This window comes from Piscinibacter sp. PDB1-1 (assembly GCF_056675995.1).
The window spans coordinates 141,979-156,384 of the sequence record NZ_JBWVZJ010000001.1 but is presented as its reverse complement, the minus strand read 5'-3'; the positions used below and the strand labels follow the sequence as shown (position 1 = coordinate 156,384).

General features: G+C 65.0%; 13 protein-coding genes and 1 tRNA gene. 6 read left to right on the top strand and 8 right to left on the bottom strand.

The window, feature by feature from the left end; all coding sequences use genetic code 11:
* The first annotated feature begins 25 nt into the window (after nucleotides 1-25).
* Nucleotides 26-1,894, top strand: a complete 1,869-nt coding sequence (locus AC1KAR_RS00695; RefSeq protein WP_480313739.1) for a type IV pilus assembly protein FimV — start codon at nucleotides 26-28, stop codon at nucleotides 1,892-1,894.
* Here AC1KAR_RS00695 and AC1KAR_RS00690 read toward each other — a convergent pair.
* Genes AC1KAR_RS00690 through lptF form a run of 5 tightly spaced genes read right to left on the bottom strand, consistent with a single transcriptional unit; the run spans nucleotide 1,875 to nucleotide 6,650 of the window.
* Nucleotides 1,875-3,044 carry a pyridoxal phosphate-dependent aminotransferase gene (locus AC1KAR_RS00690; RefSeq protein WP_480313737.1) on the bottom strand — a complete coding sequence of 390 codons (1,170 nt, stop codon included), beginning with the start codon at nucleotides 3,042-3,044 and terminating at the stop codon, nucleotides 1,875-1,877. The genes AC1KAR_RS00695 and AC1KAR_RS00690 overlap by 20 nt on opposite strands.
* A 10-nt stretch (nucleotides 3,045-3,054) precedes the next feature.
* Nucleotides 3,055-3,999, bottom strand: coding sequence for a CysB family HTH-type transcriptional regulator (locus tag AC1KAR_RS00685; RefSeq protein ID WP_480313735.1), 945 nt, complete (start codon nucleotides 3,997-3,999; stop codon nucleotides 3,055-3,057).
* A gap of 34 nt (nucleotides 4,000-4,033) precedes the next feature.
* Entirely contained in the window at nucleotides 4,034-4,438 is a 405-nt protein-coding gene (locus tag AC1KAR_RS00680) for a sirohydrochlorin chelatase (RefSeq protein WP_480313733.1), read from the bottom strand.
* Entirely contained in the window at nucleotides 4,435-5,547 is a 1,113-nt protein-coding gene (lptG, locus tag AC1KAR_RS00675; RefSeq protein WP_480313731.1) for an LPS export ABC transporter permease LptG, read from the bottom strand. Before lptG ends, AC1KAR_RS00680 begins: the two co-directional genes overlap by 4 nt.
* The gene (gene lptF, locus AC1KAR_RS00670; RefSeq protein WP_480313729.1) at nucleotides 5,544-6,650 is read right to left on the bottom strand and encodes an LPS export ABC transporter permease LptF; all 1,107 of its coding nucleotides are present in this window, start codon (nucleotides 6,648-6,650) and stop codon (nucleotides 5,544-5,546) included. The genes lptG and lptF overlap by 4 nt, the downstream gene beginning before the upstream one ends.
* Before the next feature lie 26 nt (nucleotides 6,651-6,676).
* Between lptF and AC1KAR_RS00665 the strand changes: the two genes are divergently transcribed.
* From AC1KAR_RS00665 to AC1KAR_RS00650, 4 genes are all read left to right on the top strand, one after another.
* Entirely contained in the window at nucleotides 6,677-8,140 is a 1,464-nt protein-coding gene (locus AC1KAR_RS00665; protein WP_480317699.1) for a leucyl aminopeptidase, read from the top strand.
* A 22-nt stretch (nucleotides 8,141-8,162) separates the two neighbouring features.
* Complete coding sequence (locus AC1KAR_RS00660; protein WP_480313727.1) at nucleotides 8,163-8,606, top strand: DNA polymerase III subunit chi; 444 nt, start codon at nucleotides 8,163-8,165, stop codon at nucleotides 8,604-8,606.
* Nucleotides 8,603-9,025, top strand: coding sequence for a hypothetical protein (locus AC1KAR_RS00655; protein WP_480313725.1), 423 nt, complete (start codon nucleotides 8,603-8,605; stop codon nucleotides 9,023-9,025). Before AC1KAR_RS00660 ends, AC1KAR_RS00655 begins: the two co-directional genes overlap by 4 nt.
* Nucleotides 9,026-9,171: 146 nt before the next feature.
* Nucleotides 9,172-10,377 carry a branched-chain amino acid ABC transporter substrate-binding protein gene (locus AC1KAR_RS00650; protein ID WP_480313723.1) on the top strand — a complete coding sequence of 402 codons (1,206 nt, stop codon included), beginning with the start codon at nucleotides 9,172-9,174 and terminating at the stop codon, nucleotides 10,375-10,377.
* Between the two features lie 157 nt (nucleotides 10,378-10,534).
* Here the strand turns inward: AC1KAR_RS00650 and AC1KAR_RS00645 are convergent.
* The 3 genes from AC1KAR_RS00645 to AC1KAR_RS00635 form a co-directional block, all read right to left on the bottom strand.
* Nucleotides 10,535-10,625: transfer RNA gene (locus AC1KAR_RS00645), tRNA-Ser, on the bottom strand.
* A 40-nt stretch (nucleotides 10,626-10,665) separates the two neighbouring features.
* Nucleotides 10,666-11,577, bottom strand: coding sequence for an SPFH domain-containing protein (locus tag AC1KAR_RS00640; RefSeq protein ID WP_480313721.1), 912 nt, complete (start codon nucleotides 11,575-11,577; stop codon nucleotides 10,666-10,668).
* Between the two features lie 21 nt (nucleotides 11,578-11,598).
* Complete coding sequence (locus tag AC1KAR_RS00635; protein ID WP_480313719.1) at nucleotides 11,599-12,039, bottom strand: NfeD family protein; 441 nt, start codon at nucleotides 12,037-12,039, stop codon at nucleotides 11,599-11,601.
* Nucleotides 12,040-12,135: 96 nt separating this feature from the next.
* Here AC1KAR_RS00635 and AC1KAR_RS00630 point away from each other — a divergent pair, with 96 nt between their 5' ends.
* Nucleotides 12,136-14,400 carry an Orn/Lys/Arg family decarboxylase gene (locus AC1KAR_RS00630; protein ID WP_480313717.1) on the top strand — a complete coding sequence of 755 codons (2,265 nt, stop codon included), beginning with the start codon at nucleotides 12,136-12,138 and terminating at the stop codon, nucleotides 14,398-14,400.
* Nucleotides 14,401-14,406 lie beyond the last annotated feature (6 nt).

Here is a 14,406-nt window from a genome sequence, read left to right as displayed (position 1 = left end):
GAAACGCTTCCTTCCAACCCGCCGAATGACGCGATTTCAGACCTCGCTCACCCTCATCCTTGCTCTTGGTTTGGGCATGGGCGATGCGATGGCGGTGGGTTTTGGCAAGGTCAGCTCCAATACCACGCTGGGTCAGCCGCTCAACCTCACGGTCGGGCTCAGGCTGGATGCCAGCGAGAGCGTCGAACCCCGTTGCGTCAAGGCCGAGGTGAGCTTCGGCGATCGGCAGCTGGCCGATGCGCAAGTGCAGGCCCGCATCGAAACCGCGGCCACCAGCGGTGAGCGGCGCGTCAAGGTCACGACTTCCGTCGCGGTCGATGAGCCTGTCCTCAACGTGGTGGTGCACATAGGCTGTGCCTCTACCCTGTCGGGCACCTTCCCAGTGTTTGCCGACCCGCCCGCGCGTGCTGCCGTCGCCGAGCCGCCACCAGGCGGTGCCGATGGCGCGTGGTCGAGTGAACGGGCCGACACACCGGTCAGCGGCATCGTGGCCGCTGCTTCGCCAACGCGTCCTGCGGCAGGCCGGGCCAGCCGCCCTGCCAGCCGTGCGGAATCGGGCCGCAAGGCGACCCCGGCTGCGCGCGCAGGCAAGAGTGACGCCGCCGGAGGCAAGCCCCCCGCCGGACCGGTGCTCAAGCTCGATCCGGCGGAGTCCGATGCCTTGATCTTCCCCTCGCTGAAGCTTGCGACCAAGCTCAGCGAGCCGCCGCCCGCCAGTGGCAGCGCCCCGCGCTTCGTCGACCCCGAAACCCAAGAACGCCAGCATGAGCTGGAGCGTCTCAAATCGATGGAGGCGACGCTGCTCAAGCTTCGCAGCGAGAGCGAGGCCACGCAGAATGCCCTGGCCGACATGCAGCTCCGCCTGCGCGAGGCAGACGCTGGCCGCTACGCCAACCCCTTGGTCTACCTGCTGACCCTGCTGTGCGCCGTGCTGGCCGCTGGCCTCGCCGGCATGTGGTGGTTGCGCCGCCGCGATCGCATGGCGGCCGGCTGGTGGGCGCCGCAAACGGCCGGCGCGCCGGCGTCTCGCCAGTCGACCCGTGGCGGCGGCGAGCTGGACATCCCGGATCTCTCAGAGCCGCAGCCCATGCCCTCGGCACCGATGCCGCCCCCTCGGCCGGAGGCATCTCCGCCATTGTTCGCGCCATTGGCCCCTTCGACGAGCATCGCGACCCCGCCCACTTCGGCGTCGGAGTCAGCAGACGAGCCCCGCCGGCCCATGTCGGCAGAAGAGCTGATCGACCTGGAGCAACAGGCTGAATTCTTCGTCGTGCTGGGGCAGGACGATGCGGCCATTGACTTGCTGATGGGGCACGTACGCAGCACTGGCGGCGTGAGCCCCTTGCCCTACTTGAAGTTGCTCGAGATCTACCGCCGGCGCGACGAACGAGAGCCGTACGACCGCATGCGGGAGCGCTTCAACCGCCGCTTCAATGCCTATGCGCCCGAATGGGGCGTGGACCCAGACGCGGGCCTCAAGCTCGACGACTATCCCGAGGTGATGAGCCGCATCGAGAAGGCCTGGCAGGCTCCTTCGCGAGCGATGGAGTTGCTCGATACGGCGCTCTTCCGCCGGGATGCCGGCCCGACATTCGAAGTGCCCGCCTACCGCGAATTGCTATTCCTGTATGGCATTGCGCGCGATCTGGCGGAGCACGGTGCCGGGGAGGGCGGTGTCGACCTCCTGCTGCCTTTCGACGACTCGGGACTGTCGGCGACCTTCAGCAACCTGTCTCCCTCGCCAGGTGGTGCAGGGATGACCAGTTCAGCGCCGACCGGCGCGACGGCTTCGGGCTTCGTGCCGTTCTCGCTCGATCTCGACGTATCGACCGATCGGCCGCCACTCTTCACGCTGGAAGATCGCGCCGACGACCTCAAGAAAACCGGGCGTTGAGGCGGTTCAGCGCCAGCTCGAGCGTCTCGTCTTTCTTGGCAAAGCAAAAGCGAGCGAGTTTCTGGTCGAAGCCGCCCTGATAGAACGCCGACAGCGGAATGGCGGCCACGCCCACCTCGGTGATCAACCAACGGCAGAACTCTTCCTCGGGCAGGTCGCTCACGGCCGAGTAGTCCACGCTCTGGAAGTAGCTGCCGGCGCTGGGCAGCAGTTGCAGCTTGGTCGATGCCAGACCGGAGCGAAACAGGTCGCGCTTGCGTTGATAGAACGCAGGCAGCCCCATGTAGGGCTGAGGGTCTGCCATGTAGTCCGCCAGCGCATGCTGCATCGGCGTGTTGACGGTGAAGACGTTGAACTGATGCACCTTGCGGAACTCCACCATGAGCGGAGCCGGCGCCGCCACGTAGCCCACCTTCCAGCCGGTCACGTGAAAGGTCTTGCCGAAGCTCGACACCACAAAGCTGCGCGCCGCCAGTTCGGGGTGGCGTGACACGCTTTCGTGCCGCTGCCCATCGAACACCATGTGCTCGTAGACCTCGTCGGCGATCACGATGACGTTCGTCGGCCGCAGGAGCGCAGCCAGGCGCTGCATGTCGGCCTCACTCCAGATCGTGGCGCTCGGGTTGTGCGGCGTGTTGATCAGGATGGCCCGAGTGCGCGGGTTGATCGCGGCGGCGATGCGATCGAAGTCGGGCCGGAAACTGCGCGGCACGAGCGGCACGTGCACTGCCTTGCCACCCGCGAGTTCGATGTTCGGCTCGTAGCTGTCGTAGCAGGGATCGAGCACGATGACCTCGTCGCCCGGGTGCACGATGGCGAGGATCGCGGTCAAGATCGCCTGCGTGGCGCCGGCCGTGATCGTGATCTCGCTACCCGGGTCGTAGCTGTGGCCGTAGAGCGCCGCGATCTTGGCGGCTACTGCCTCGCGCAACGGCACGGCGCCCGCCATGGGTGGGTACTGGTTCAGCCCGCGGCGCATGGCGGCGTTGACCGCATCGAGCAGACGCGGGTCGCAATCGAAGTCGGGGAAACCTTGGCCCAGGTTCACGGCGCCGTGTTGCTGGGCCAGGGCCGACATCACGGTGAAGATGGTCGTGCCCACCTGGGGCAAGCGGCTCGTCAGGGCGGGCGGTGCGTACGTGGTGCTCATCGGGCTCAGGTCAAAGCTGGTAGTCGTTGGAGTCGCCGCTCAGCGCACGCGTGATGAGGGCTCGCGAGAGTCGATCGGACAGCATCTCTGCAAAGGCGTAGACGAAGTTGCGCAAGTACGCGCCGCGCTTGAACGCCACGCGGGTGATGCTCTGCCCGAAGAGGTAGCCGACGGGGCGCGACACCAGGTCGCCTCCTGGCGGGTCGTCTCGAACGGAGATCTCGGCCACGATGCCCACGCCCAGGCCGAGGCGCACGTAGGTCTTGATCACGTCGGCGTCGATGGCTTCGAGCACGATGTTCGGCTTCAGCCGCCGCGCGGCAAAGGCTTCGTCGACGCGCGTGCGACCGCTGAACGACGGGTGGTACGACACCAGTGGCTCGCGCGCCAGGTCTTCGAGCGAGACCCGTTCGACCTGCGCCAAGGGGTGGCCGGCCGGCATCACCAGCGCGTGCTGCCACTCATAGCAGGGCAGGGAGACGAGTTCATCCACGTCGCCGATGGCCTCGGTGGCGATGCCGATGTCCGCCACTTCTTCAAGCAGCATCTGCGCAACCTGCGCCGGGGAGCCCTGATGCAGGCTGATGTTGACCTTGGGGAAGCGCTTCCTGAGTTGCGCGAGCGGCTCTGGCAGAAAGTAGCGTGCCTGGCTGTGCGTGGTGGCAATGGATAGAGTGCCGCTGTCCTGCTTCGAGAACTCTTCGCCGATGCGCTTCAGGTTGCCAACCTCGCGCATGATGATCTCGATCGACTTGAGCACGTGCATGCCCGGTTCGGTGACGCGACGCAGGCGCTTGCCGTGCCGCGCGAAGATGTCGACGCCGAGTTCGCCTTCGAGCTCCAGGATGGCCTTGGAGATGCCGGGCTGCGAGGTAAACAGGGCCTTGGCGGTTTCCGTGAGATTCAGGTCGCGCCGAACCGCCTCTTGGACAAACCGAAACTGGTGCAGGTTCATATTCCAAAGCAGTATGTGAACTGCCCGGATTATTTCACTTTGTGTCTGAAGCCGCGCTCTGAATGGCCATCGTCACGGTGGCCTGCGCCATGGCGTCGATGACGCTGGGTACCTCTCCGATGGCCGGCTGCAATCGCCAGGTGACGCGCGGGTGGCGCTGTGCCATCTCCCCCAGGAGTTGGGGCAGGTCTTTGCGCACGTGGCCACCCGACCCCAGGAACAGCGGCACCACGTCGACCTGGTTGCAGTGGTCGGCGGCCAGGCGCTCGCAGGCCTCGGGCAGTGTCGGGGCCATGAACTCGAGAAATGCCAGCTCGACGTGCAGCGTGGGCCGCTGACGGCGCACGATCTCGGCAACCGCCTCGAAGGGCTGCTTCCATGCCGGGTCGCGTGCGCCGTGCGCGAACAGGAGCAGGCCGTGCCTCGTCGGTGGTTTCATCGGTAGCGCACCAGCCAACTGAAAGCCGCAAAGGAGAGCACGAGATAGATCAGGCTCGGCGTGGCAGCCACGATCCAGGGCGTCCAATCCTTCAGCAGACCGATGTGCGCCGCCACGTTGTTGAGCAGCACGAAACTGATGCCCAGCATGATCCCGCCGAAAACCTTGAGGCTCACGCCACCGGCGCGCCCGTGCAGGTAGGCGAAGGGCAGGGCCAGGCCCATCATCACCAGGCAAGCCAGCGGGTAGAGCGCGCGCTTCCAGAACTTGATCTCGTAGCGCTGCGCGGCCTGTTCGTTGTCCGACAGGTGGGTGATGTAGCGGAAGAGCTCCAGCGTGGACATGGAGTTCTCTGGCAGCACCGCAGCGGCGACCACCCCTGGCCGCAGGGTGCTCGCCCAGTTGTGGGTGGCCAGGGTCTGGTCCGTCACATTCACGCGATCGGTCGAGCTGGCGGCCTGGCTCCAGTCAGTGATGTTGACCTTGCTCAGGTTCCAGACATCGTTCGCGCCCACGCGGCCCGTTTCTGCACCGATGCGACGCAGCAGCCGGCCGTTCTCGTCGAACTCGAAGATGCGGATGTTCTGCAGTTCGCCGTCGGCCGAGGCGCGTTCCACATTGACAGAGTACGAGCGCTCGCCCTCTGGTGTGACGGCCCGGTCCTTGAGCCAGGCGCCGGATTCACCGAAGCTGAAGCCGCCCTTGAAGCGAGCTTGCAGGAGGGCCGCTGTGCGTTCGCTGAGCGGGGCAAGGTAGTCGCCCACGAGGAAGGTCATCACGCCAAAGGCCACGCCCAGCCCGGCAAGAAGCACCAGTGCACGGCCGGGCGCGAGGCCGCCCGTGCGCAAGATGGTGAACTCGGACGACTGCGCGAGCCGGGCGAGGGCGTAGATCGCACCGATCAGCACGGCGATGGGTAACAGCTCGTAGAGGTGCCCCGGCAACTCCAGTACGGAGTAGAGAGCGGCGTGCAGGGCAGAGTAGTTCTGGCCGACGTCCGCGAGCTCGTCGACGAAGTCGATGAAGAAGAAGAGCGAGAGGAAAGCGATCGCGACGAACGCCACGGCCGAGACGATGTCTGCATAGAGCAGGCGGCGGACCGTCTTCATGCGGCCGCCCTTGTAACGCGAGGCCACCCGCGCCACAGCGCGATGTTGGTGCCGTTCTCTCGCCACCATATGAGGCCCAGCGCGAGCAGGAACGCGCTGCCGTGGGTGAGCACCAGCGCGGCACCCATCTCGAGCTTGCCGTTGGCCACCCAGGCCTGCGAGAGATTGATCAGGTTGTAGTAGATGACGAACGCCAGCAGCGCGAACAACAGATTCCAGTTGCTGGCGCGCCGGGGCTGGGAGGCCGACAAGCCAATGCCCAGCAGCAGCAGGTTGGCCGCACCCAACATCAGGCCGAGGCGCCACGCCAGCTCACCTTGGGCCCGTGGCTCCGCGCCGCGCAGCAGCTCGATCGTGCGCTGCGCCTTGGGCGGCAGCTTGTCGACCTTGCTCAGCGCGCGCTCCCCGGCCTGCACGCGGTAGGTTTCAAAGCGCGCGACGGTCTTCTCGTTCGTCTTGAGGTTTTCTTCATTGCGCTGTCCGCGATCGAGCACCAGAAAGCTCGCCTCGGGCGTGTTCTCGATGTGGCCGCTGCGCGCAGACGTGACGGACTCCGCGTCACCCTGTTTCGTGAGGATGAACACGTTGCGCCCCTCGCGGCCGTCGTCGGTCGAGCGTTCGATGAAGAAGACGCGTTGGCCGTCACGCGAAGTCTGAAACTGTCCCGGCGCGACGCGAGACAGGTCGGATCGCTGCTCGAATCGCTCGCGCATCTCGGTGCTGCGCTGGTTGACCCAAGGCCACACGAAGAGCGCGAGCAGGGCGATCACCAGCAGCACCGGCCAGCTGACCATGAGCACGGGCCGCACGAAGCGAGAGAGACCCACGCCGCTTGCAAACCAGATGGCCATCTCGGTGTCGCGGTACATGCGGCTCATCGTCGAGACCACCGAAATGAAGAGCGACAAGGTCAACATCGTGGGCAGGTGCCCCAGCGCGAAGTAGCCCAGCAACAGGACGACATCCTGCGGTGAGATTCGCCCGAGCGCGGCCTGGCCGAGGGTGCGGATCAGCATCATCGTCAGCACGATCGTCAGGATGACGACCAGCGTGGCGCCGAAGGTCCGCGAGAGGTCTCGCCTCAGAGAGGAATCGAATAACATCGTTGGATTCTTGAATGGGCCGCATTATGGACTTCCGACATCAGGTTTCTTCCCTCGGCGCCATCTCCACACAGTCGGCTGACGCGCTCGTTCTCGTGGTCTCCGGCGAGGCGATCGACGCGTCGCTCGATGCGAAGCTCGCCGCCCCCCTGAACGATGCCGTGGCTCACGGTGATCTCGTGCTCAAGGCCGGCCGCACTTTGTATCTTCATCGCCCGACCGGCGTGAAGGCTGCGCGCGTGCTCGTGGCTGTAGCGGGTGGCACGACGGTCAAGGCATTCAAGGCGGCCGTCACGCAGGGCATCAACCAGATCAAGGGGAGCGGCGCCAAGAGCGTTGCCATCGCCGGGGTCGGTGGCTCCGAACTCGACGATCAGTACGCCGAGGCCGCTGTCACTGCAACTGCCGACGCCACCTACATCTATCGCCACACGAAGCCGAGCGCGCCTGCCGCCTCCGGCCTGTCGCAAGTGACCTTGCTGTGCAACAGGGCTCAGGCCAAGGCTGTCCAGGCCGGGCTGATCCGCGGGAAAGCCGTCGCCGACGGCGTGGCGCTCGCGCGCGAGCTTGGCAACCGGCCGGGCAACGTCTGCACGCCAAGCCACCTGGCCGAGCAGGCCAAGAAGCTCGGCAAGCACTACGAGCAACTCAAAATCGAGGTGCTCGATCGCAAGGAGATCGAGAAGCTCGGCATGGGCGCCTTCCTGGCGGTCACCCAGGGGTCGTACGAGCCACCGCGTTTCATCGTGGCGCGGTATACCGGCGCCACCAAGGCGCAGGCTCCGATCGTGCTGGTGGGCAAGGGGATCACCTTCGACACCGGCGGTATCTCGCTCAAGCCGGCCGCCGAGATGGACGAGATGAAGTACGACATGGGCGGGGCAGCCAGCGTGCTCGGTACCTTGAAGGCCGTGGCCGAACTCAAGCCAAAGCTCAACCTGATCTGCGTCATCCCGACCTGCGAGAACATGCCCAGCGGTCGCTCCGTCAAACCCGGCGACGTGGTCACGAGCATGGCCGGCCAGACGATAGAGATCCTGAATACAGACGCCGAAGGGCGCCTGATCCTGTGCGATGCGCTCACGTACGTGGAGCGATTCAAGCCCGCCGTGGTGGTCGATGTGGCCACGCTCACCGGCGCGTGCGTGATTGCGCTCGGCGCCATCAACTCCGGGCTGTTCTCCCCGGACGACGCCTTGGCGGCGGATCTGCTGGCCGCCAGCCAGGCCGCACTCGACCCTGCCTGGCGCATGCCCCTCGATGACGAATACGCCGAAGGGCTGAAGAGCAACTTTGCCGACGTGGGCAACGTGGGGCCGCGCCCGGGCGGCGCGATCACGGCGGCCATGTTCCTGAAGCGCTTCACGAGCAAGTACCGCTGGGCGCACATTGACATCGCGGGTACGGCCTGGAAGTCGGGTGCGAGCAAGGGTGCGACAGGCCGCCCCGTCCCGCTCCTGACGCACTTCGTGCTGTCGCAGGCGGGTTGATCAGCAGCTGCCGCCAGGCGCCATGACCGAGGTCAGTTTCCACTTCAACGTGCCCGATCGCATCGGGTACGCGTGCCGCCTGTTGCGCAAGGCGGTGCGCAAGGGGGCGCGGGTGGTCGTTTCTGCACCGGAACCCACCCTGGCGGCGTTGGACCGCCAGTTATGGACTTTCGAGCCACTCGATTTCGTGCCCCACCTGCATGCCAAGCCCGGGCAGGCGATTGCCCCGCGGCTCCTGGCAACGCCTGTGTGGCTCACCGAGCGGGTGAACCAGGCGCCGCACCACGAAATGCTCCTCAACCTGGGCGACGAGCTTGTCGAGGGGTTCGAGACGTTCGAGCGAGTGTTCGAGCTGGTCTCGGCCGACGGTGACGACCGCATGGCTGGCAGGGCGCGCTGGAAGCACTACAGCGACCGCGGCTACTCGATCGCGCGCCACGACGTGGCGCAGGATGCGCCCGCATGAAGCCCACAGCCCAGCCGCCGCGCAGCGTTCCGGTGCTCACCGAGGTGGTGGTGCTGCCCGAGAGTGCAGCGCCGGAAGATGACGGTTACGAGTCGCCGCTTCTCGACCCCGTTTCGGACGCGGCCTACGCGGCCACGGCACCGGCGGCCTTCGATCCCCAGCCGGCAGCCAGGCGCGCGCTAGAGCCGGTGGCCATGGCCACGCTCGACGAGGCAGCGGTCGCCCAACGCGTGCTGGCCGATCTGGACCGCCAGCTCGACCTCATGTTCGAGCAGCGCCTGCGCGAGGCGCTCACGCCCGTGCTCACGCGCACGACCGACACCCTGCTGCGCGAGATGCGCAACCAGTTGGCCAGCAGTCTGCGCGAGATGGTGGCCAAGGCGGTATCCGCCGAGCTCGATCGCCTGCAGAAGCGCTGACGCCGTTCGGACGCTGAAGGTGCGCCGTATGAGCAACAACGTGTCTTGATTTCTCCTGCGGCATTCGTGATCATGGCGGCCTGCTTGAGCAGCAAGCATCGGCACAAGCTTTGCTAGTTAGTTTTCCCAACCCTGAAGGAAACGATATGAAGAGATCGATCTACGCGCTCTCCGCCGCAGCCTCCGTCGCGCTGGCGTTGTCGGCATGCGGCAAGAAAGAGGAGCCCGCCGCAGCAGCGCCCGCAGCACCTGCCGCCCCCGTGGCCGCAGCGCCCGAATCCGCCATCGTCAAGATCGGCCACGTGGCCCCCACCAGCGGCGCCATCGCCCACCTTGGCAAGGACAACGAGAACGGCGCGCGCATGGCGATCGACGAACTCAACGCCAAGGGCGTGACCATCGGCGGCAAGACGGTGAAGTTCGAACTCATCGCCGAAGACGACGCAGGCGACCCCAAGCAAGGTACCGCGGCCGCCCAGAAGCTGGTCGACTCCAAGGTCAACGGCGTGATCGGTCACCTGAATTCAGGTACCACCATCCCGGCCTCCAAGATCTACAGCGACGCCGGCATCCCGCAGATCTCGCCGTCGGCAACCAACCCCAAGTACACCCGTCAGGGCTTCAAGACCACGTTCCGCGTGGTGGCCGATGACGTGCATCTGGGTGGCACGCTGGGCAAGTACTCGATCACCGAGTTGAAGGGCAAGTCGATCGCCGTCATCGACGACCGCACGGCCTATGGCCAAGGCGTCGCCGAAGAGTTCGAGAAGGGCGTTGTTGCCGCTGGCGGCAAGGTTGGCGCACGTCAATTCACCACCGACAAGGCCACGGACTTCACCGCCATCCTGACTGCCATCAAGGCGTCCAAGCCTGATGTCGTGTTCTACGGCGGCATGGACGCAGTGGCCGGCCCGATGATTCGCCAGGCCAAGCAACTCGGCATCAAGGCCAAGTTCATGGGTGGCGACGGCATCTGCACGGGCGAACTGCCCAAGCTGGCCGGTGGCGCGATGGCCGACGGCCAAGTGGTCTGCGCTGAAGCGGGCGGTGTCGAAGGCGAGCAAAAGGCCGGCCTCGAAGAGTTCAAGACCAAGTTCAAGACCAAGTTCAACGCTGACGTTCAGATCTACGCACCGTACGTGTACGACGCGCTGAACGTGATGGTGGCTGCCATGGTCAAGGCGGATTCGGCCGACCCGGCCAAGTACCTGCCTGAGCTGGCCAAGACGGCTGACTACAAGGGCGTGACTGGCACCATCTCGTTCGACGAGAAGGGTGACGTCAAGAACGGTGCACTGACGCTCTACACCTACAAGGGTGACAAGCGCGAGCAGATCGCCGTGGTTCGCTGAGCCAGCGTAGGTATCCAACTTCAAAGGGCGCCTTCGGGCGCCCTTTGTCTTGCTGGGCAGCAAGCGCTGCATGGGCGAGTTGGGCCCCGAGCGGACTCACGCGCGATGACCGAGCGAGCAACAAAAAAAGCCCGCTGCTGCGGGCTTGTGCTCGATCTGGCGGAGAGGGCGGGATTCGAACCCGCGGTGGGCTATTAACCCACACACGCTTTCCAGGCGTGCGACTTAAACCGCTCATCCACCTCTCCGGAAGCCGCGGATTCTAGCCGACGCGGCGAGCACTTCGCGTCAGCTCGGCGTCTTGTTCTTGATAAGTGCCATCGAAGTCGCGATCAGCGAGGACACCTCGCTCATGTTGCCCGGCACGATCATCGTGTTGTTCTTCTGGGCGAGTTGTGCGAAGGCCTCTACTGCCTTCTCTGCAACCTTGAGCTGAACGGCCTGCTCGCCTCCGGGCGCGCGGATCGCTTCGGCGACTTTTCGGATGGCATCTGCCGTGGCATCGGCCACCGCCACGATTGCGGCGGCTTCGCCGTGGGCCTTGTTGATCTCGGCCTGGCGCTGGCCTTCGGATCGGGCGATGAAGGCTTCGCGTTCGCCGGTAGCGATGTTGATCTGCTCTTGCTTGCGGCCTTCGGATGCGGCGATCAGGGCGCGCTTCTCGCGTTCGGCCGTGATCTGCGCCTGCATGGAGCGCAGGATCTCTGCCGGCGGAGTCAGGTCCTTGATCTCGTAGCGCAAGACCTTCACGCCCCAGTTGGCGGCGGCTTCGTCGAGCGCGTTCACCACCGTGGCATTGATGGCGTCGCGCTCCTCGAAGGTCTTGTCGAGCTCCATCTTGCCGATGGCCGAACGCAGCAGGGTCTGCGCCAACTGCGTGATGGCCATGATGTAGTTGCTCGAGCCGTAGCTCGCGCGCATCGGGTCGGTGATCTGGAAGTACAGGATTCCGTCGACCTGCAGCTGGGTGTTGTCGCGCGTGATGCAGACCTGGCTGGGCACGTCGAGCGGCACTTCCTTCAGCGAATGCTTGTAGGCGACCCGCTCGATGAATGGCACGACGAACTTGAGGCCCGGCGTTAGCGTGCGGTCGTACTTGCCCAGGCGTTCGACCACCCAGGCGTTTTGCTGCGGGACGATCTTGAAGGTCTGGAAGATGAAGATGGCCGCAATGACCGCGATGATGATTGCAATCTGCATGTGCGTTGCCCTTGCTAGGGTTCAGTGGGACGAAAGTGGGGCGAGAACCAGCCAGTTGCCTTCGACAGCCTTGACCACGTGGGGCCCGGCCTGGGCAGGGGAATCGGGTTGAAGGTGCGCGGTCCACAGTGAGCCGCGGTAGAGCACACGCGCCGTGCGGTCCGAGCCCCAGGCATCCACCTGGACTCGCTCTCCGATGTCGAGGTTGACGTCCCGGTTCTCGGCGGCCGGTTGTGACCGCGGATTTTTCATACGGTGCCAATGCCAGATCGCGGTGGCTCCTGCTCCGACGATTGCCCCCGTGACGATCTGCGCGCTGATTGGTGCACCGAGGTGTGCGGCGATCGCTGCGGCCGCCATGCCCAGTGCGAGCATGAGCAGATAGAAGGTGCCGGTCGCCAGTTCGACCGCGACGGCCACTCCGGCCATCACCCACCAGAACGTCGATTCAGAAAGGTCCATCCGATCTCCTCCGTGCAGCGTGTGGCGGCAGTGTATGCGCGTCATCGAACGGCTCTACACTTCGCGCTCTTTCAGCTTCAGTGCTCCGGGGTGGCCATGCTTCGCTTCAGTTTTCCCATCGTCATCATCGACGAGGACTACCGCTCCGAGAACACTTCGGGCTTGGGCATTCGCGCGTTGGCGCAGGCCATCGAGAAAGAAGGCTTCGAAGTGCTCGGAGCCACGAGCTACGGCGACTTGTCGCAGTTTGCGCAGCAGCAAAGCCGTGCGAGCGCATTCATCCTGTCGATCGACGACGAAGAGGTCGCTGGCGGGCCGGAGATCGACCCTGCCGTCCTGAACCTGCGCAAGTTCATCCAGGAGATCCGGTTCAAGAACGCCGAGATCCCGATCTATCTGTACGGTGAGACGAAGACCTCGCAGCACTTGCCGAACGACGTGCTGCGCGAGTTGCACGGCTTCATCCACATGTTCGAGGACACGCCGGAGTTCGTGGCGCGCCACATCATCCGTGAGGCCAAGTCGTATCTCGATGGGCTGGCGCCGCCGTTCTTCCGTGCGCTGGTCGACTACGCTCAGGATGGCTCTTACTCATGGCACTGCCCCGGCCATTCCGGCGGCGTCGCCTTCCTCAAGAGCCCGGTCGGCCGCATGTTCCACCAGTTCTTCGGCGAGAACATGCTGCGGGCCGACGTGTGCAACAGCGTCGATGAGTTGGGCCAGCTTCTCGACCACACCGGCCCGGTGGCCGAGAGCGAGCGCAACGCTGCGCGCATCTTCAACGCCGACCACTGCTTCTTCGTCACCAACGGCACGAGCACCAGCAACAAGATGGTGTGGCACCACGCGGTGGCGCCGGGCGATGTGGTGGTGGTGGACCGCAACTGCCACAAGTCGATCCTGCACGCGATCATCATGACCGGTGCGGTGCCCGTGTTCCTGCGGCCAACGCGCAACCACTACGGGATCATCGGCCCGATCCCCGAGGCCGAGTTCTCGAAGGCCGCGATCCAGAAAAAGATTGCCGCGAACCCTTTGCTCAAGGGCGTCGACGCCAAGAAGGTCAAGCCGCGGATCCTCACTCTGACGCAGAGCACCTACGACGGTGTGCTCTACAACACCGAGACCATCAAGCACGGCCTCGACGGCTACATCGACACGCTGCACTTCGACGAAGCCTGGCTGCCGCATGCGGCGTTCCACCCGTTCTACAGCTTCTATCACTCGATGGGCCGCCACCGCACGCGCCCGAAGGACCAGCTCGTCTTCGCGACGCAGTCGACGCACAAGCTGCTGGCCGGCATCAGCCAGGCCTCTCAGGTGCTGGTGCAGGACTCGCAGACGCGCAAGCTCGACCGTCACCTCTTCAACGAGGCGTACCTGATGCACAGCTCCACGAGCCCGCAGTACGCCATCATCGCGAGCTGCGACGTGGCGGCCGCCATGATGGAAGCGCCGGGCGGGAAGGCGCTGGCCGAGGAAAGCATTCAGGAGTCGCTCGATTTCCGCCGTGCGATGCGCAAGGTGGCGAAGGAGTACGGCAAGGACTGGTGGTTCAAGGTCTGGGGGCCGGACAAGCTGGCCGAGGGCGGCATCGGCGAGGCCGAAGACTGGGTGCTCAAGGCCGGTGGAAAGTGGCATGGCTTCGGCGATCTGGCCGAAGGCTTCAACATGCTCGACCCGATCAAGTGCACGCTGATCACGCCGGGGCTCGACATGTCGGGCAAGTTCGCCAAGACGGGTATTCCGGCGGCCATCGTCACCAAGTTCCTCGCCGAGCACGGCGTGGTGGTCGAAAAGACCGGGCTGTATTCGTTCTTCATCATGTTCACCATCGGCATCACCAAGGGCCGCTGGAACACGCTGTTGACTGCCCTGCAGCAGTTCAAAGACGACTACGACCGCAATGCGCCCTTGTGGCGTGTGTTGCCGGAGTTCGTGGCAGCCCACCCGCGCTACGAGCGCATGGGCCTGCGCGACCTGAGCCAGGCCATCCATGAGGCCTATGCGAAGAGTGACATCGCGCGGCTCACCACCGAGATGTACCTCTCGGATCTTCACCCCGCCATGAAGCCGAGCGACGCGTTTGCACGCATTGCGCATCGCCAGACAGAGCGCGTGGCCATCGACGATCTGGAAGGGCGCATTACCGCGTCGCTGGTGACGCCGTATCCCCCGGGAATCCCGCTGCTGATCCCGGGCGAGCGTTTCAATCGAAAGATCGTCGATTACCTGCGCTTCGCCCGATCCTTCAATGCGCAGTTCCCGGGGTTCGACACCGACGTCCACGGCCTGGTCGAGGAAGACGGTGACGCCGAGACGCACTCGTACTACGTCGACTGCGTTCGCGACGACGCCTGACTTGGT